Origin of the sequence: Rugamonas fusca, assembly GCF_014042365.1 — a bacterium.
GTDB classification, from domain to species: domain Bacteria; phylum Pseudomonadota; class Gammaproteobacteria; order Burkholderiales; family Burkholderiaceae_D; genus Rugamonas; species Rugamonas fusca.
Window position 1 is genome coordinate 48323 of record NZ_JACEZS010000008.1, and the last position, 17788, is coordinate 66110.

Consider the following 17788-nt stretch of genomic DNA (forward strand, 5'->3'; position numbering starts at 1 on the left):
TCATGCACCTGCCCGTCTCCGTTCTCGTGCGCCTGCTGCTGGCCACCGTGCTGCTGGCCGGCGCCAGTTGCCGCGCCGACGTGGTGGTGATCGTCTCGGCCAGGAATCCGCTCAAGACGCTCAGCGGCGAACAGGCGTCCGACCTGTTCCTCGGTAAATCGGCCGACTTCCCCAACGGCCTGCACGCCGTGCCAATCGACCAGAGCGAAGGCTCGCCCGTGCGCGATGCGTTCTATCTGAAAACCAGCGGCAAGGCGCCGGCCCAGATGAAGGCGCACTGGGCCCGGATGCTGTTTACGGGACGGGGCCAGCCCCCCGTGGAATCGGGCGACAACGCGGCCATCAAGCGGCTGGTGGCCGACAATCCCAACCTGGTAGGCTATATCGACCGCAGCGCGCTGGACTCTAGCGTGCGTGCCGTGCTGTCGATACACTAGCGGGCATGCACATCACTTTTGAATCGCCGGACCAGCCGGCCGTGATCGCCCTGATCGCAGAACTCGACGCCTACCACCTCACCCTGTATCCGCCCGAAAGCGTGTACGCGCTGGACCTGGCCACGCTCAAGCAGCCGCACGTGAAGTTCGCCGTGGTGCGCGACGACGCCGGCACGGCCGTCGGCTGCGGCGCCGTGGTGCTGACGCCGGAATATGGCGAAATCAAGCGCATGTATTTGCGGCCGCAATGCCGTGGCCAGGGCGCGGCCGACCGCCTGCTGGACATGCTGGAGGATGCGGCGCGGGCGGCCGGCTGCCCGCGCATGACGCTGGAGACGGGACCGTCCCAGCCGCCGGCGCTGGCGCTGTACGCGCGCCACGGCTTCCGCCGCTGCCCGCCCTACGGCGACTACCGCGACGATCCGCTCAGCGTGTTCATGGAAAAGCCGCTGACCGGCCCCGCGCGGGCGCCGGAAGGCGAGCTGACGGCCCTGCGCGACGAGCTGCGCGCGTTCGCGCGCGAGCGCGACTGGGAGCAGTTCCACACGCCCAAGAACCTGGCCATGGCGCTGTCGGTGGAGGTGGCGGAACTGGTGGAGCATTTCCAGTGGCTGCCCACGGGCGTGGACGCGGAACTGGACCAGCAAAAGCGCACCGGCATCCGCCACGAGCTGGCCGACGTGCTGGCCTACCTGATCCAGCTGGCCGACAAGACCAATGTGGACCTGGCGGCCGCCCTGCGCGAGAAGATGGAACTGAACCGCCGCAAGTACCCGGTCGAACGGGTACGCGGCGACGCGCGCAAATACTCCGATTATTGAGCCGCCTCCGCGCCCTGGACACGCGGTGTGTGCGTCCAGCGCCGCCGTTACGGCTCCCTTCCCAGCGCCTTGCGAATCTGGCCATACACGATGGGCCAGCAGGGCGAACCGGCCGACACTTCGTCGTAATGGCTGCCGCCTGGCAGCACGATCACTTCGGCCGCGTCGCCGGCCGCGCGGGCGCGGCGCGCATAATCCTCGCCGGCACGCAGCGGCGAGATGGTGTCGAACTGGCCGTGGATCAGCACCGTGCGCACGCCGCATGGCAGCAGTTCGGCCGGTGACGTGTCGGCAAAGACGTCCGGCCGCGCCGCGCTGGGCTCGCCGGCCAGTTGCGCCGTGTCGCGCTCGCAGCTGCACAGGATCAGCGCGGCCTCGTTGCGCAGGTCGGCCAGGCCGCCCAGGCTGATCACGACCGGCACCGGTAGCGGGTGTTCCACAAACAAGGGGCTGCTGCGCGGCAGGCGCGCGCGCGCGGCGGCCCATTGCGCCAGGTGGCCGCCGGCCGAATGGCCCACCAGCGCCACCCGGGACAGGTCCAGATGATGAGGGGCCGCCAGCGCGCGCAGCCCATCCAGCGCGTTGGCCACGTCGTGATACATGCCGGGGTAGCCGCCGCCCGGCTGGTCGTGGCAGCGGTATTCGATGTTCCAGACGGCGATCCCCTGGCGCGCCAGTTCGGTCGCCATGTTGCGCATCTGCGTGATGCCGCCATACTGCACGGTCCAGCAGCCGCCGTGGATCAGGGCCACCACGGGGAACGGGCCTGCGCCCTGCGGCACGAACAACTCCGCGAACTGGGATGGGCCGTCGCCGTAATCCACGCGCAGGTCGGGCTGGCGGCCGCCCAGGGCCAGGTAATCGTCCAGCGTCATCGGCGCCGGGGCCGCGCCACCGGCCGCCGGGCTTGTGGCCCCGGCCATCAGGCGCTTGCGCATTTTTTTCAACATGCTGTCGTCCTCTCGGTGTCAGGTTGGATAAACCGGATAGGTTGAGCGGCATGCTACACGCATTTGGCGCGCTGGTGGCGCCACCAAAAACAACAGGGCCCGCAGGCCCTGTCGTTCACTACATCTCGTTCAGCTCACGTCGTTCAGCGCATGTCGTTCAGCTGACTTCGTGCTGGCGGCGTTCAATAGTCCTTGCGGGACTTGGCGCCCTTCGGTGCGGCCGGCCTGGCCTTGAACTTGTCGCCCTTCGCGCCCGGTGCCGGCTTCTTGGGCGGCGTGGACTTGCCCGATTCCGGTGGCATGTGGTCGGCATGGCTGATGCGCAGCTGCGCGCCGCCCACCCACACCTTGCCCAGGTGCTGGAAGATATCGTCCGGCATGCCGGCCGGCAGCTCCAGCATGCTGTAGGTGTCGAACACTTCGATGCGGCCGATGTACTTGGCTTCCAGCCCCGCTTCGTTGGCGATGGCGCCCACGATGTTGCTCGGGGTGGCGGCGTTGTTGCTGCCCACTTCAATGCGGAAGGCGCTCATGGGAATCTGCACCTTGCCCGGCTTTTCCTTTTTCTTCTTGGCCGGCGCCGCTTCCAGTTCGTCCGGCGCCACTTGCGCGGCCTTGGCCAGCGGCGAGGCCTTCTTCGGTGCGGCTGCTGGCGCGGCCGGCGCGGCCTTCGCGGCGGGAGCCGGCGTCACGCCGCCATCGTCACGGCTGATGCGCAACTGCTGGCCCGCCACCTTGATCGAAGCCAGGTGCTGCAGCACGTCGGCCGGCAGATCATCGGGCATGTCGAGCACGCTGTAGTCGTCGTAGATTTCGATGCGGCCAATGTGCTTGGAATCGACGCCGCCCTCGTTGGCGATGGCGCCGACGATGTTGCCGGGCTTGACGCCGTGCTGGTAGCCCACTTCGATGCGGTAGGTCTGCATGCCGGGATCGGCGGCGCGCACGATGCGCTCTTTTTTCGGGAAGCGCTCGCCGCGTTCCGGACGTTCGCCGCGCTCGGGGCGATCGAAGCTGTCCGCGCGCGCGGGGCGTTCTTCCCACGACGTGGTCAGCTGCTTTTTATCGAGCAGCAGCGGCACGTTCCCGCGCGCCATCTTGGCCAGCGCGGCCGCGATTTCGACGGCGGGGACGTTGTGTTCCTGCTCGTAGTCCTCGATCAGGCCCTGGAACTGTTCCAGCTCGCCCTGCGCCAGCGTTTCCGTGATCTGTTCCTTGAACTTGGCGATGCGCACGTCGTTCACGGCCTGGATGGTGGGCAGTTCCAGCATGCCGATCGGCTGGCGGGTGGCGCGCTCGATCGACTTGAGCAGGTTCTTTTCGCGCGGGGTGATGAACAGGATCGCTTCGCCGCTGCGGCCGGCGCGGCCGGTGCGGCCGATGCGGTGGGTGTAGCTTTCCGGGTCGTGCGGCACGTCGTAGTTGACCACGTGGCTGATGCGCTCCACGTCCAGGCCGCGCGCGGCGACGTCGGTGGCGACCAGGATGTCGATCTTGCCGTCCTTGAGCATCTGGATGGTGCGTTCGCGCTGGGCCTGCTGGATGTCGCCGTTGATGGCGGCGGCCGAGAAGCCGCGCGCCTGCAGCTTGGTGGCCAGTTCCTCGGTACCGAGCTTGGTGCGCGAGAAGATGATCATGCCGTCGAAGCTTTCCGCTTCCAGGATGCGGGTCAGCGCGTCGAGCTTGTGCATACCGCTCACCAGCCAGTAGCGCTGGCGGATGTTCTCGTTGGTGCCGGTCTTGGCGGCCACCGTCACTTCCTTGGGCTGGCGCAGGTAGGTATTGGCGATGCGGCGGATGGCCGACGGCATGGTGGCCGAGAACAGCGCCGTCTGGCGCGATTCGGGCGTCTCCTGCAGGATGCGTTCGACGTCGTCGATGAAGCCCATGCGCAGCATTTCGTCGGCTTCGTCCAGCACCAGCGTTTTCAGTCTGGACAGGTCGAGCGAGCCCTTGTCGAGGTGGTCGATCACGCGGCCAGGCGTGCCCACTACCACGTGCACGCCGCGGCGCAGGGCCGACAGCTGCGGGCCGTAGCTTTGGCCGCCGTAGATGGGCAGCACGTGGAAGCCGGGAATGTGGGCGGCGTAGGTCTGGAACGCCTCGGCGACCTGGATCGCCAGTTCGCGCGTGGGCGCCAGCACCAGCGCTTGCGGCGTGGCCTGCTTGATGTCGATGCGCGACAGGATGGGCAGCGCGAAGGCGGCCGTCTTGCCGGTGCCGGTCTGGGCCTGGCCCAGCACGTCCTGGTTATCGAGCAGGAAGGGAATGGTCGCGGCCTGGATGGGCGATGGCGACTCGTAGCCGACTTCGTTCAGCACCTTGATCAGCGGGGCACTCAGGTTCAGGTCGGAGAAAAGGGCAATTGGGGATGCAGACATGGCGTCACTCACAAAAATTGTTCGAATCGCCTAATTGCGAAAGAAATTGGTGCGTAGTTTACTCTCTCCTGGCCAGGTGGGCTGAATTAGCGGTATTTTCGAATGCCCACTCCGCTCGCGGCTGCGGGCAACATATGGATTCGTAGATCGAAAGAGAAGTGGAGGGACGCGCGCCCGGGGAGGGACGCGTTAAAAAAGGAGCGTAGGCTAACTCGGACTAAACAGGGCCGATGGGATCTAAACGGGTCTAGAATCGGGACGCCGAAGTCTAAAACGGTCCAGAAAAATCAAGCGCAAATCTAAATCGGTCGCTTTTTCGGAAGCGAAAATCTAAAGCGCACTAGAATTCCGTTCTCCACTTCAAGTTTTAGACTCGTCTGGCCGTCTGTCACGCGTGCCGGGCCGATGGCCCTTGCGCGTCGGCACGTGACCTGCAATCGGCGGCACGTATCCAATGGCTGTCGCCAGGGAGCGTACTAAAAGTTAGACAGCGGAATCGGAAATTGGTACGTTTTAGATTTTCATCTTCCAAAACGCGATCGAATTAGATTCGCATGTGGATTTTTTAGACCGTTTCAGGCAGCGGCTTGCCATTTCTGGAGCGGATTAGATTCTTTCCACGTCAATTAGACCGATATCGACGAGGGCCAAAATTTTAATAGCGGCCCCCTATGGCACATGACTCCGCGCTGGCAGCCGTCCTCGCAGCAGAAAAACAAAAGGACAGGGCGCGAACCCTGTCCTTCATCGCGACGATACCGCGCGGATTATTTCGTTGCCACTTTCGCTGCTGGCGCGGCTTGCGCCACCGGTGCCACAGGTGCTGCCGGAGCGGCCTTCGCTGCAGGAGCCACTGGCGCCGCCGACTCGCTCACCTTGGCCGCATCCTTGGCCGCATCCTTGGTCTCGGTCTTGGCCTTGGCGGCTTTCGCGGCCTTGTGGTGATGCGTTTTCACCTTGGCTTCCTTGGTCTCGGTCTTCGCGCCTTCCGTGCCCTCGCCGGTGGCGGCGCTCACCTTGGTGTCCTTGGCTTCCGCTTTGACGGCGGCAGGCTTGGCTTCGTTAGTGGCGACCTTGGCGGCGACGGGCGCGCTGCTGGCCGTAGCCGCGGTGGCGTTTGCGGCCGGTGCCGGAGCCTGGGCGAAAGCGGCGGTGGCGAACAGGGTAGCGATCAGGGCGGAGATAATTTTGCTCATGGTAGTAATCCTTTAAACAATTCAGTGTGCGTTATGTGTCGGTGTGTACTGCGTTCGAATCCGGTGCTGATTACTTGGTGATGACAGCTTCCTTGGCGGCCACCTTGCCTGCTTCGGCGGCGGATTTGGCCTTGCCTTCTTCTGCCTTCTTGTGTTCTTTGGTTTCCTTGGTTTTTTCAACCTTGGCTTCCGTCTTCACTTCGGTCTTGGCGGCTTTGGCGTCGGCCTTCACGTCGGCCTTTTCAAGTTTCGCCTCGGTCTTGGCAGCGGCCTTATCGGCTTTCGCTTCAGCCTTGGTGGCGGATTTGGTTTCCTTGACTTCGGCCTTGACGGCGGCCTTGCTGTCTTTCGCTTCGGCTTTCACCGCGACAGGTGCGCTGACGGCGGTGGTGGTGGCGCTGGCGGTAGGCGCTTGTGCGAAGGCAGCGGTAGCGAACAGGCCGGCGATCAGGGAAGCGATAATTTTGGTCATGATGTGTAATCCTTTTCTGGTTTCGGCGCCGGGACAATTCCCGTGTCACTGAGCAGAAAACGGCGCCCGCAACGGTCCAGTTGACGGGCTTTACAAGCGCTTACCGAGTCTTACAATCGCTTACAACCTGCCCTGTCAGCCGTGCGGCTTGCTTTCGTCCTTGAGCGCGGCCAGCGCCATGTTCTCCACCATGCCCGGCGCGATCAGCTTGAGCCAGCGTCCCAGCTTGCCCTTGGCCGACATGACGACCTCCCGCTTGCGGCGCTCCATGCCAACGATGATCAGGCGCGCGCACTCCTCGACCGGCATGGCGTCGTCGTCTTTCAGGCTGCTGTGGCCCAGCTCCGAACCGGCCGCGTTGAAGCCGCGATGGCGGATCTGCGTGGCCACCACGCCCGGATAGGCGATCGTCACGCTCACCCCGGCCGGTTTGAGTTCGGCCCGCAGCCCTTCGAAAAAGCCGCCCATGGCGAACTTGGTGGCGTTGTAGGCCGTGCGTCCCGGCACGCCGATCAGGCCCGCCAGCGACGACACGGCCACGATGCTGCCGCGCGATTGCTTCAGGTAAGGCAGCGCCGCGTGCGTGCACCACACGCTGCCCCACAAATTAATGCGCATCAGTTCCTCGTACCAGCCCAGGTCCTGCACTTGCTCGAACAGCGCGTGGGCCGAGCGGCCGGCGTTGTTGACCAGCGCGTCGATGCGGCCAAAGCGCGCCACGGCCGCCGCGATCAGCGCCTGGCATTGGGCCTGCACCGACACGTCCGTCGGCACCACCAGCGTGCAGGCGCCCAGCGCGTCGCACTGGCCGGCCACCTGTTCGAGCAGCGCCCGATTGCGGGCGGCCAGCACCAGCGCCACGTTCTTTTTGTACGCGGCGGCCAGCTGGCGCGCCATTTCCGCTCCGATGCCGTCAGAGCTGCCGGTGATGATGATGACTTTCATGGGGCCCCTTTTGGTTTGTTATCGCGTGATGCTAACTGAATCCGGCCGCGCCGGGCACTGGACTATGCAGTAAGATGGCAGCCCATATCCACTACACGTTGGAGCCGCCATGCGCCTTACCCCGTTCGCCATCGCCGCCGGACTTGTCCTGGCATCGTCCGCCATCCACGCCCAACCGCAGCAGCCGGTAGTCAGCGAAGCGCCGCTGCGCGCCCACCTGGCGTTTCTGGCTGACGACCTGCTCGAAGGGCGCGGCACGGGCCAGCGCGGCGGCGAGCTGGCGGTGCGCTACCTGGAAACGCAGGCGGCCATCATCGGCCTCAAGCCGCTGGCGGGCGCCGGCTACCGCCAGCCGGTGCGCATCGAAGGCAGCAAGCTGCTGGAAGGCAGCGCGCTGCGCTTCGACACGGGGCTGCAGGTGATCACGCCAGCCATCGGCACCGAGATCGTGTTCGGCACGGCCAGCGGCAAGAGCGAAGTGCAGTTCGATGCGCCGCTGGTGTTCGTCGGTTACGGCGTGCGCGCGGAAGAAGAACACTGGGACGACTACAAGGGCGCCGACCTCAAAGGCAAGGTGCTGGTCATGATGGTCAACGATCCGCAGCCAACGGCCGAGGAGCCGAACCGCTTCGCCGGCAAGGCCTACACCTACTACGGCCGCTGGCTGTACAAGTACGAGGAAGCTGTGCGCCAGGGCGCGGCCGGCGTGCTGCTGATCCACACCACGCAATCGGCCTCCTACCCTTGGAGCGTGCCGGCCAATGGCTTCAGCCACGAGCGCTTCCACCTGGCCGGCGCCGGCAATCCGGTCGAAGGCTGGCTGCAGGAGGACACGGCGCGCGCCCTGTTCGCGGCCGCCGGGCAGGACCTGGACGCGCTGCGCGCGCGGGCCGAAACGCGGGCCTTCGCGCCCGTGGACCTGCACATCAAAGTGCATGCGGAAGTGCATAGCGCCATCCGCCAAGTGGAGCAATTCAACGTGGCCGGCGTGGTGCCGGGCACCGATCCGAAGCTCAAGGCCGAAGCCGTGGTCTATTCGGCCCACTGGGATCACCTGGGCATGGATGAAGGGGCACGGCGCGACGATCCGACCGACCATATCTGGAACGGCGCCATCGACAACGCCTCCGGCAGCGCGGCGCTGCTGGCCATGGCGGCCGAAGCGGTCAGGCATCCGGCCCGCCGCAGCCAGGTGTTCCTGTGGCCGGCGGCCGAGGAACAGGGCTTGCTGGGCAGCGCGGCCTATGTGCAGCAGCCGCTGTGGCCATTGAACCAGACGCTGGCCGACCTCAACCTGGACAGCATGAACTTCGTCGGTCCCACGCGCGACATCGGCGTGGCCGGCGCCGAGCGCAGCACCTTGATCGACACGGCCGCGCAGGTGGCGCGCAAGATGGGGCTCAAGCTGGCGCCGTCCGTACCCGACCTGTCGGGCGCCTACTTCCGGGCCGACCATTTCAATTTCGCCAAGGCCGGCGTGCCCGCGTTTAACGTGGGATCGGCCGTGTTCTCGGGCGACGGCTATTTCGAGTTCGCGCGCGACCAGCAGGCGTCGAGCGCGAAAATGGTGGCGTTCAAGAAGGACTACCACCAGGTCAGCGACGAATACCATGCGGACTGGGATTTGTCGGGCATGGTGCAGCAAGCCCAGTTCACGCTCAACCTGGGCTACGCGCTGGCCAACGGCAGCACCATGCCGACCTGGAAGGCGGGCGACGCGTTCGGCAAGGTCAAGCGCTAGCGCGCACGGGTACGAGCACGGCAACGGGGCGCGCCCGCCCGCGCCGGCCGTGTTGTAAATGCCACAGGGCAACGGATGGAATCGGCCTATAATCTGGGCAGGCCAGTCCACCCGATCCCAACATGCCCTCTCTCCTGCCCCGCGCCGCGTTGCGCGCGCTGAGCCGCGCGCTGCGCCCGGCACTGCTGCTGGCCGCGTTGACGCTAGCCGGCGCCGCCCATGCCGCCACCGACACCTACGACGGCAGCCCCGTGGCCGGCTGCAGTTATGACGACGGCAGCACGACCTACACCTGCGGCGCCCTGTCTAACACCAACGACATCAGCATCGCCGATGGCTACACGGTCATTGTCAACAACTCGGCCAGCATCACGTCGGGCCAGACCCTGACCATGAGCGGCGCCGCCGCGCTGCAGATCGCCGGCTCCCTGAGCCTGGTCACCAGCAAGCTGGCGCTGAGCGGGGGCAGCCTGTCCGTGGGCGGCAGCCTGGCGCTGAGCATCGGCGCGGCCAGCCCCACCATCGCCATCAGCGCCGGCACCATCGCCATCAACAACAGCAACGGCGCCGTCATTCACGGCACCGTCACCAGCGCCGGCGACCTTGCGTTCCAGTCCAGCATGCGGGTGACAGGGCTGGTGACGGCCAACAGCATCAGCATCGACATGCACACGGACGTGGTGGCCAGCGTGCGGACCGGCACGCTGTACGTGGGCAAGCAGTCTAGCCTGTCGGGCAACGTCAACGCCAGCGGTGACGTGACCATCGATAACCACGCTTCCGTCTACGGCAACCTGACGGGATATAACGTGGTGCTGAAAAACGCCTGCGCCTACATCAGCGGTAACGCGGCCGTCAACGCGATTAACATCGGCGCCCAGGGTTTGGTCGGCCAGACCATCACCTGCACCGGGCCTGGCGCCAGCGGCAGCAGCTGCGTCACCAGCAAGAGTCACGGCAATCCCAACGCCTGCAGCCGCAGTGGCGGCGGCACCGTCAGCGACCTCGATCACATCCTGATCAGCCACCCGGGCACGGCCCTCACGTGCGAGCCGCAAACCGTCACCATCACGGCCTGCGCCGACGCGACCTGCTCGGCCTACTACACCGACCCGGTGGACGTGACACTGTCGCCGGGCGGCGCAACCTTCACCGTCACGGGCGGCAGCGGCAGCGGCAGCGGCACCGTGCAGCAAAGTACGGCCGGTTCGGCCACGCTGTCGGCCAGCGCGACGGAGGCCAACAATGCCAACACCTGCTACAACACGGTGACCGGCAGCAGCAGCTGCACCATGGTGTTTGCCGACGCCGGCTTCAGCTTCACCATCCCCGACCACCGCGCCGAACAGGTGCAAAGCTTCACGCTGCGCGCGCTCAAGGCCGGCAGCGGCGGCAACGTGTGCGTGCCCTTGCTGGCCAATGTCACCCACAACGTCAACTTCAGTTGCGCCTACAACAACCCGGCCAGCGGCACCGTGCCGGCACGGGTGAGCGGCGTGCCGCTGGCGGCCGGCGCAACGTCCAGTTGCAGCGCCGGCGGCGCCGTGGTGGCGCTGCCGTTCGACGCCAGCGGCACCGCCAGCGCCACGCTGCAATACGCGGACGCAGGCCGCGTGACGCTGAGCGCCCAGCTGATTCCGCCCAGCGGGCCGTACACGGGCCTGGTGCTCAAGGGCGCCAGCACCTTCGTGGCCGCGCCCACCAGCTTCCGCTTCACCGTCACCAACAATGGCGCGGCCAATCCGGCCGCCACCAATGACACGGGCCCGGTCTTCATCGGCGCCGGCCAGCCGTTCCAGGCCAAGCTGGAAGCGATCAATGCCGTCAACGCCGTGACGGCCAACTTCGGCAACGAGTCGCCGGCCGAAAGCTACACGCTGGCCCAGTCGCTGGTGGCGCCGGCGGGCGGGCGCATGGTGGCCGTGGGCGGCAGCCTGGCCGCCATGGTCAACGGCGCCACGCCACAAGCGACCATGAGCTGGGACGAGGTGGGCATCATCAACTTCGCCGCCGCGCTGGCCAACGCCAACGGCTATCTTAATTCCGGCATGGGCGTGACGGGCAACGTCAACATCGGCCGCTTCATCCCCGACCATTTCGACACGGCCCTGAACGGCACCGTGCCCATGGCCTGCCCCGTCAATCCGGCATTCGGCACGCCGTGCCCCACGCCCAACGCAGGCGGTAAGTTCGTGTACGCGGCCGAGCCGTTCGACCTGAGCGTGAAGGCCTACAACAAGAGCGGCGCCATTACGCAGAACTACGAGGGCCTGTATGCCAAGGCGGTCACACTGGCCGCCTACAACGGCGTGGGCGGCAGCGGCGCGGCCAACCAGAATCCACCCGCCGCACCGGCAGGCAACAGCCTTAATCCGGCCACCGTGGCCGCCGCACGCTTCGCCAAGGGCGCGGCCACGGCCGATCCGGCCAGCCTGCCGGCCTACCAGTTCGCCTACGGCTACCCGGCCACCTCCGCCCAGCTGGCGCCGCCGACCAACATCTGGCTGCGCGCCACCGATACGGATGGCGCCACCTCGCTGCGCGGGACCAGTACCAACGAGGCGCTGGTGAGCGTGGTCAGCGGCCGCCTGCTGGTGGCTAACAGCTACGGTTCGGAAGCGCTGCCCATGCCGGTGGGCGTACAAGCCCAGTACTGGAGCGGCACGGGCTGGGTCAACAATCCGGCCTACAGCAATGGCACGGCCGTGGCGCTGACGGGATTGGTCACGTTCAGCAACTGCCAGAAGAACCTGGCCAACAGCGGCACCAACACCTGCGCCGTCACGTTCACGCTGGCCAACGACAAGCTCACGTTCGCGGGCGGCACCGGCAAGTTCACGGTGGCCGCGCCCGGCAGGAGCGGCGCCGTCGACATCACGCTGAGCAAGGGTGGCACGCAAGCGATTCCCTACCTGCCCAGCACGACGGGGCGCGCCACGTTCGGCGTGTACCGGGCCGGCCCCGTGGTCTACCTGCGCGAAGTGTACTGACGGTGCGCGCCGATCTGCGGTAGCATGGCGCCTTTGCACCTCACGGGAGCCGCCATGGACACCACTTCCAGCTGGATCAACATACCGGCCGCCGACGGCCAGTTCGGCGCCTACCTGGCGCTGCCGCGCGGCGGCAAGGGGCCGGGCATCGTGCTGCTGCAGGAGATCTTCGGCGTCAATGGCCACATCCGCAACGTGGCCGACCAGTACGCGGCCGACGGCTACGTGGTGCTGGCGCCCGACCTGTTCTGGCGCCACGGCCCGCGCATCGAACTCGGTTATGACGACGCCGACTGGCGGCGCGCCGTCGAGCTGAAGAACGCCACCGACGTCGAACTGGCCCAGCAGGATATCGGCCACGCCGTGCACGCGCTGCGGGCACAACCGGGCGTGCAAGGCAAGGTCGGCGCGATCGGCTTCTGCTTCGGCGGCCTGCTCGCCTACCACACAGCCGCCAACGGCCAGGTGGACGTGGCCGTGGCCTACTACGGCGGCGGCATCCAGCACCAGCTGGCGCGCGCCGCGCAAGTGCGCATTCCGCTGCAACTGCATTTCGGCGCGCTCGACGCCCACATCCCGGCCGACGCCGTAGCCCGCATCGCCACCGCCTTCGACGACAACGACGCGGTGGAAGTCCATGTCTACGACCAGGCCCAGCACGGCTTCAACTGCAACCACCGCGCCAGCTACCAGCAGCGCGCGGCGGCCCAGGCGCACGGCAATACGCTCGTGTTCCTGAGCGAACACCTGTAACACAACCCGCAACCGGAACCGCCATGGCCCGCCTCGTCCTCGACTTTCCCGACCACCTGTTCTGCTATTCGACCCAGCTCACCGTGCGCGTGACCGACATCAACGGCGCCAACCACCTGGGCAACGACTCCATGATCTCGATGCTGTCCGAAGCGCGCGCCCGCTTCCTGTACGACGCTGGCGTGCCCGAAGTGCAGCCGGACGGCACCGGCATCATCGTCACCGACCTGGCCACCACCTACCGGGCCGAGGCGCACGCGCGCGACCAGCTGCTGTTCGAAGTGGGGGTGATGGACTTTAACAAGTACGGCGGCGACATCATCTTCCGCGTCACGCGCCTGCGCGACGCGGCGCTGGTGGCCATGGCCAAGTACGGCTTCGTGTTCTTCAACTACCCGGCCAGCAAGGTGGTGCCCATGCCGGAGGCGTTCGCGGCCCGCTTCCCGCAGGTGAACCGGCTGCCGTGACGGTATGGCCGCGCAGGCCGCCTAGCCAGCCTTGTGATCCGGTGCGAACTCCTTCTGGAACCAGTCGTCGAGCATCTGCTTCTCATAGCGCAGCGTATCGTCGCTCGGATAGCGGTTCATGCGGTCCTGGTACATCATGTTGGCCAGTTCGCGGTCACCGCTGCGCAGCACCTTGCCGTCCTGCTCCAGCGTAAAGCGCAGGTGCATATGCGGCCAGTCGGCGCCGCCGCGCAGCACGCGAATATCGTCCGGCCCCCAGCGGCGCGGATAGACCCAGCCCGCCAGGTCCACGTCCAGCACTTCCACCTTCAGGCTTTGCCCCGCCGGCAAACGCTTGCCCAGGTCGGTGAAATGGGCCGTCAGCTCCTTCATCACCTGCTCGCGTTCGCGCACACCGTAGGGCACATCACTGAACTGTTCCGGCTTGACGTAGGTGACGGTCACCTCGGCCAGCGCGGCGCCGGTCGCCAGCGCCAGCACCGCGGCGGCCAGGATACGGTAACGGGTAAGCATGATCGTTCTTCCTTTCACACGGAATAGGCGGACGGGCCGCATATTTTCACTATAGCGCGTTTGATGGCGGCCAATACGCATTGCATCACATTGTTACCAATGTCACGCGCCCGTCATATCAAAAAACTAAGATGCCGCTTATTGAGGTGCGCCACCGCCTCGCATGATGCCGCCGGCGCCGCGCGCGCGGCACGTGAAACGGCTTAACCCCGGTTTGTCACCACTACAGGATGTTCTTCATGCACGAGTCCCCCGATCTGTCCCGCCGCCGTCTGCTGCAATTCCTGTCCAGCGCGCCGCTGCTGCCGCTCGCTGGCGCGGGCAGCGCCTCCCTGCTGCTGTCGGCCTGCGGCGGTTCCTCCGCCAGCGCCGCGGCCGCGGTGCCGCCCACCGCCACCCTCAGTGCCGTCACCTTCTCCGGCATGCCGGCCCCGGTCCTGGCCGACGCGGCCAAGATGGCCACCACCACGGTCGGCTCGGCCCTGCAGGCCAGCTACAGCGATGGCAGCAAGCGCAGCTACACGCTGCAGTACCAGACCTTCTTCATCACGGGCGCCATGGTGCCCAACGGCAGCGGCGGCACCATCCTGGCCGGCGGCTACTACGACATCCACAACCAGCCCATCGTCGACAAGACGGACGCCGGCCAGCGCCAGTTCTTCTCCGACTGCCCGGACGGCACTTCGCTGCTCAAGCTGGATGCGCCCACCGTGCCCGGCGTGAAAGGCAACACCGTGTTCGCCGTGGTGCAGTTCGAATACACGACGCGCAACGTCGCTGGCACCTCCATGTACGGCATGCTGCCCTCGCCGATCGCCGTGCTGACGCTGGACCAGGACAAGACCACGGGCGCGCTGTCGCTGGTGAAGTACCACAACGTCGACACCAGCGCCGTGAACGGCCTGTGGATCACGTGCGGCGCCAGCCGCTCGCCCTGGAACACCCATTTGTCCAGCGAGGAATACGAGCCGGACGCCACCACCATCGCCAGCAACAGCCAGTTCGCCGCGTTCAGCACCAACCTGTTCGGCGACGCCACCAAGGCCAATCCCTACCACTACGGCCATCTGCCGGAAGTGACGGTCAACCCGGACGGCACGGCCAGCATCAAGAAGCACTACTGCATGGGCCGGCTGTCGCACGAGCTGGTGCAAGTGATGCCCGACGAACGCACCGCGCTGATGGGCGACGACGCCACCAACGGCGGCCTGTTCATGTTCGTGGCCGACCGCGCGCGCGACCTGTCCTCGGGCACGCTGTACGTGGCCAAGTGGGCGCAAAAGACGTCCGACAACGGCGGTTCGGCCGACCTCACCTGGATCAAGCTCGGTAGCGCCACGAGCGCCGAGATCAAGGCCCTGGCCGACACGCTCAAGGCGGCCGACATTGTGTCCGTCAAGACGGCCGACCCGGCCGACGCCAGCTACACCCAGATCCCGTTCAGCGGCAAGAAGAACTGGGTCAAGCTGATGCCCGGCATGGAGAAGGCGGCCGCGTTCCTGGAAACCCACCGCTACGCCGCGCTCAAGGGCGGCAGCATGGGCTTCACCAAGATGGAAGGCACGACCGTCAACGCCAAGGACAAGATCGCCTATTCGGCCATGAGCTACATCAACGGCGCCATGAAGGATGGCTCGGGCGGCGTCAAGGTCGCCGGCCCCAGCGCCGGCATCGTGTACGGCCTCAACCTCAAGGGCGGCCAGCAGGATACCAGCGGCGCGGCCATCAACAGCGACTGGGTGCCGGTCGACATGGCGGCCGTGCCGGCTCTGGTGGGCGAGGACCTGGCCACGCCGGACGCGCTGGGCAACCTGGCCAACCCGGACAAGGTGGCCAACCCGGACAACATCAAGTTCTCGGAAAAGCTGCGCACCTTGTTCATCGGCGAGGATAGCGGCCTGCACGTGAACAACTTCCTGTGGGCCTACAACGTCGATACCAAAGCGCTGACGCGGCTGCTGTCCACGCCGGCCGGCGCCGAATCGACGGGCTTGCACGCGGTGGACGACATCAACGGCTTCGCCTACATCATGAGCAACTTCCAGCACCCCGGTGACTGGGAAGTGGGCAAGGACGCGGCCGGCAACCTGACGGGCCTGCATGCCAAGGTGATGCCCACGCTGGACCCGCTGATCCGCGCCAACTACCGCGACCGCTTTGGCGCGGCCGTCGGCTACCTGACGGGCCTGCCTGTGCTGTCCTAAACCCAGCCCCGCTTGCGGGGAAGCAAAATCGGGGACGTAACACCATTTTTCACTGGTGCAACGTCCCCGTTTTCATTGCCGCACGGATAAATGGGGGTACGTCCCCGATTTTGCCGTCAAAAAATATTTGCTTGGAGATAGCAATATTGTCAAGAATGAAGTAAATTCTGGTTTGCATAGTGCGCCAGGGCGGAGTCTGGAATGGCAGGAAAATCCCTGCGCCCGACGGGGGATGTTGTTTGGGCAGCAGGAAACATTATTGCTTGTTGTTAATGACGACGGCTTGGGACTACAATCGAAAAAGTGTGCCTGAAAAACGCACACCGCGAAGTTTTGCCTGGAGTGAAATGCCCTATAGGCTGCGCCTTTAGTATTGAGTCAGTTGTGCCCTTTTGCGGAACTCGTTCTTATGTCTTTTTTGTCTACAGCGTCGCCGAAGCTACCTCCGTGGAAAATCCTGCTGGTGGACGACGAGCCCGATATCCATGACATCACCAAGCTGACCCTGTCCCGCTTCCGGCTCGAAGGCCGCGGCCTGACCTTCGTGCACGCCTACAGCGGCGCCGAGGCCAAGCAAGTGCTGGCGCGCGAGAGCGACATCGCGCTGGTGTTCCTGGACGTGGTGATGGAGCGCGAGGATTCCGGCCTGGAAGTGGCGCGCTGGATGCGCGAAGACCTGGACAACCAGTTCACCCGCATCGTGCTGCGCACGGGCCAGCCTGGCCAGGCGCCCGAGGAACGGGTGATCGTCAACTACGACATCAACGACTACAAGGAAAAGACCGAGCTCGACCGCACCAAGCTGTTCACCACCACCTTCGCCGCCCTGCGCGCCTACCGCGACATCATGAAGGTGGAGGAGGCGCGCCGCGCCCAGCTCAACTACCGCGAAGGACTGGAACGGGTGATCGCCGCCTCGGCCCACATCTTCCAGCAGCGCAATCTGAAGGATTTCGCCAACGGCTTGCTGCAGCAAGTGGTGGCCCTGCTGCGGCTGGAAAACAGCATGCTGCTGCGCCTGCGCGGCGCCACCGCCATCAGCGGCGAACATGAATATGAAATCCTGGCCCAGATCGGCGATGACGACGATTCCATCCTGAGCCCGGAGCTGCTGGCCCAGCTCGACGAGGCCGAAAGCAACAAGATCTCGCGCATCCAGGGCGATATCTACGTCGGCTACTTCCCCAATGCCAGCGGCAAGGCCTCGCTGCTGGTGTTAAAAGGCGTGGAGGAAATCTCCGAGATCGACGCCAAGCTATTGGAAGTGTTCTGCTCGGGCGTGGCAATCGCCTTCGACAACATCCTGCTCACCCAGGAAATCACGGACACCCAGGCCGAGCTGATCCTGCGCCTGGGCGACGTGGTGGAGTCGCGCTCGAACGAGGCCGGCAACCATGTGCGACGCATGTCCGAAATCTGCCATTTGCTGGCCACGGCGGCTGGCATGTCCGAGGACGAGACGGCCGTGCTGCGCCACGCCGCGCCCATGCACGACATCGGCAAGATCGCCACCCCGGACGCCGTGCTGCTCAAGCCGGGCAAGCTCGACGCGGCCGAATGGGAAATCATGAAACAGCACCCGGCCGTGGGCCTGTCCATCCTGGACGGCTCGCAACGCCCCATCCTCAAGGCGGCCGCCGTGATCGCCCACCAGCACCACGAGAAATACGACGGCAGCGGCTACCCGCAAGGTTTGAAGGGCGAGGACATCCACCTGTACGCGCGCATCGTGGCCGTGGCCGACGTGTTCGATGCGCTCATGCACAAGCGCTGCTACAAGGAAGCGTGGCCGGTGGAGCAGGTGGTGGCCCACTTGCGCGACGTGGCCGGCCAGCACCTGGACCCGGTCTATGTCGAACTGCTGTGCAAGAACATCGACAAGGCGCTGGCCATCAACGAACGCTTCCCCGACTAGCGG

Annotated in this window: 14 protein-coding genes; 8 read left to right on the forward strand and 6 right to left on the reverse strand. The window is 65.7% G+C overall.

The window, feature by feature from the left end; genetic code table 11:
* Positions 1-2: 2 nt before the first annotated feature.
* The gene (locus tag H3H36_RS11020) at positions 3-437 is read left to right on the forward strand and encodes a type 2 periplasmic-binding domain-containing protein (protein ID WP_182217348.1); all 435 of its coding nucleotides are present in this window, start codon (positions 3-5) and stop codon (positions 435-437) included.
* Between the two features lie 5 nt (positions 438-442).
* On the forward strand, positions 443-1258 hold the full coding sequence (locus tag H3H36_RS27705) for a GNAT family N-acetyltransferase (protein WP_182217351.1): 816 nt from the start codon (positions 443-445) through the stop codon (positions 1256-1258).
* A gap of 47 nt (positions 1259-1305) precedes the next feature.
* Here the strand turns inward: H3H36_RS27705 and H3H36_RS11030 are convergent, their stop codons facing one another.
* The 5 genes from H3H36_RS11030 to H3H36_RS11050 form a co-directional block, all read right to left on the reverse strand.
* On the reverse strand, positions 1306-2208 hold the full coding sequence (locus H3H36_RS11030) for an alpha/beta hydrolase family protein (RefSeq protein ID WP_229219860.1): 903 nt from the start codon (positions 2206-2208) through the stop codon (positions 1306-1308).
* A 182-nt stretch (positions 2209-2390) separates the two neighbouring features.
* Positions 2391-4589: a DEAD/DEAH box helicase gene (locus H3H36_RS11035; protein ID WP_182217354.1), complete on the reverse strand. Its 2199-nt coding sequence runs from the start codon at positions 4587-4589 to the stop codon at positions 2391-2393.
* 767 nt (positions 4590-5356) lie between these two features.
* Positions 5357-5785, reverse strand: coding sequence for a hypothetical protein (locus tag H3H36_RS11040; protein WP_182217356.1), 429 nt, complete (start codon positions 5783-5785; stop codon positions 5357-5359).
* 70 nt (positions 5786-5855) lie between these two features.
* The gene (locus H3H36_RS11045; protein WP_182217358.1) at positions 5856-6257 is read right to left on the reverse strand and encodes a hypothetical protein; all 402 of its coding nucleotides are present in this window, start codon (positions 6255-6257) and stop codon (positions 5856-5858) included.
* Between the two features lie 135 nt (positions 6258-6392).
* Positions 6393-7202, reverse strand: coding sequence for an SDR family oxidoreductase (locus tag H3H36_RS11050; protein ID WP_182217361.1), 810 nt, complete (start codon positions 7200-7202; stop codon positions 6393-6395).
* 109 nt (positions 7203-7311) lie between these two features.
* Here H3H36_RS11050 and H3H36_RS11055 point away from each other — a divergent pair, with 109 nt between their 5' ends.
* The 4 genes from H3H36_RS11055 (at position 7312) to H3H36_RS11070 (ending at position 13153) form a co-directional block, all read left to right on the forward strand.
* Entirely contained in the window at positions 7312-8943 is a 1632-nt protein-coding gene (locus H3H36_RS11055) for a M28 family peptidase (protein ID WP_182217363.1), read from the forward strand.
* Between the two features lie 122 nt (positions 8944-9065).
* A complete protein-coding gene (locus tag H3H36_RS11060; RefSeq protein ID WP_182217365.1) occupies positions 9066-11933 on the forward strand; it encodes a polymer-forming cytoskeletal protein in 2868 nt (955 codons plus the stop codon).
* 54 nt (positions 11934-11987) lie between these two features.
* Entirely contained in the window at positions 11988-12686 is a 699-nt protein-coding gene (locus tag H3H36_RS11065; RefSeq protein WP_182217367.1) for a dienelactone hydrolase family protein, read from the forward strand.
* A 23-nt stretch (positions 12687-12709) separates the two neighbouring features.
* Positions 12710-13153 carry a thioesterase family protein gene (locus H3H36_RS11070; RefSeq protein WP_182217369.1) on the forward strand — a complete coding sequence of 148 codons (444 nt, stop codon included), beginning with the start codon at positions 12710-12712 and terminating at the stop codon, positions 13151-13153.
* A 21-nt stretch (positions 13154-13174) separates the two neighbouring features.
* Here H3H36_RS11070 and H3H36_RS11075 read toward each other — a convergent pair whose 3' ends face one another.
* Positions 13175-13666: a DUF3016 domain-containing protein gene (locus H3H36_RS11075; protein ID WP_182217372.1), complete on the reverse strand. Its 492-nt coding sequence runs from the start codon at positions 13664-13666 to the stop codon at positions 13175-13177.
* 239 nt (positions 13667-13905) lie between these two features.
* Between H3H36_RS11075 and H3H36_RS11080 the strand changes: the two genes are divergently transcribed.
* Together H3H36_RS11080 and H3H36_RS11085 are read left to right on the forward strand one after the other, a co-directional pair.
* Positions 13906-15870, forward strand: a complete 1965-nt coding sequence (locus tag H3H36_RS11080) for a PhoX family protein (protein WP_182217373.1) — start codon at positions 13906-13908, stop codon at positions 15868-15870.
* 409 nt (positions 15871-16279) lie between these two features.
* Positions 16280-17785: a DUF3369 domain-containing protein gene (locus H3H36_RS11085; RefSeq protein ID WP_182217375.1), complete on the forward strand. Its 1506-nt coding sequence runs from the start codon at positions 16280-16282 to the stop codon at positions 17783-17785.
* Positions 17786-17788: the final 3 nt, after the last annotated feature.

What these genes read in the sequence shown, in the direction of transcription:
- H3H36_RS27705 (WP_182217351.1), top strand. Translation starts at nt 443, where the DNA reads ATGCACATCACTTTTGAATCGCCGGACCAGCCGGCCGTGATCGCCCTG.
- H3H36_RS11060 (WP_182217365.1), top strand. Translation starts at nt 9,066, where the DNA reads ATGCCCTCTCTCCTGCCCCGCGCCGCGTTGCGCGCGCTGAGCCGCGCG.
- H3H36_RS11050 (WP_182217361.1), bottom strand. Translation starts at nt 7,202, where the DNA reads ATGAAAGTCATCATCATCACCGGCAGCTCTGACGGCATCGGAGCGGAA.
- H3H36_RS11055 (WP_182217363.1), top strand. Translation starts at nt 7,312, where the DNA reads ATGCGCCTTACCCCGTTCGCCATCGCCGCCGGACTTGTCCTGGCATCG.
- H3H36_RS11020 (WP_182217348.1), top strand. Translation starts at nt 3, where the DNA reads ATGCACCTGCCCGTCTCCGTTCTCGTGCGCCTGCTGCTGGCCACCGTG.
- H3H36_RS11080 (WP_182217373.1), top strand. Translation starts at nt 13,906, where the DNA reads ATGCACGAGTCCCCCGATCTGTCCCGCCGCCGTCTGCTGCAATTCCTG.
- H3H36_RS11040 (WP_182217356.1), bottom strand. Translation starts at nt 5,785, where the DNA reads ATGAGCAAAATTATCTCCGCCCTGATCGCTACCCTGTTCGCCACCGCC.
- H3H36_RS11045 (WP_182217358.1), bottom strand. Translation starts at nt 6,257, where the DNA reads ATGACCAAAATTATCGCTTCCCTGATCGCCGGCCTGTTCGCTACCGCT.
- H3H36_RS11070 (WP_182217369.1), top strand. Translation starts at nt 12,710, where the DNA reads ATGGCCCGCCTCGTCCTCGACTTTCCCGACCACCTGTTCTGCTATTCG.
- H3H36_RS11085 (WP_182217375.1), top strand. Translation starts at nt 16,280, where the DNA reads ATGTCTTTTTTGTCTACAGCGTCGCCGAAGCTACCTCCGTGGAAAATC.
- H3H36_RS11030 (WP_229219860.1), bottom strand. Translation starts at nt 2,208, where the DNA reads ATGTTGAAAAAAATGCGCAAGCGCCTGATGGCCGGGGCCACAAGCCCG.
- H3H36_RS11065 (WP_182217367.1), top strand. Translation starts at nt 11,988, where the DNA reads ATGGACACCACTTCCAGCTGGATCAACATACCGGCCGCCGACGGCCAG.
- H3H36_RS11075 (WP_182217372.1), bottom strand. Translation starts at nt 13,666, where the DNA reads ATGCTTACCCGTTACCGTATCCTGGCCGCCGCGGTGCTGGCGCTGGCG.
- H3H36_RS11035 (WP_182217354.1), bottom strand. Translation starts at nt 4,589, where the DNA reads ATGTCTGCATCCCCAATTGCCCTTTTCTCCGACCTGAACCTGAGTGCC.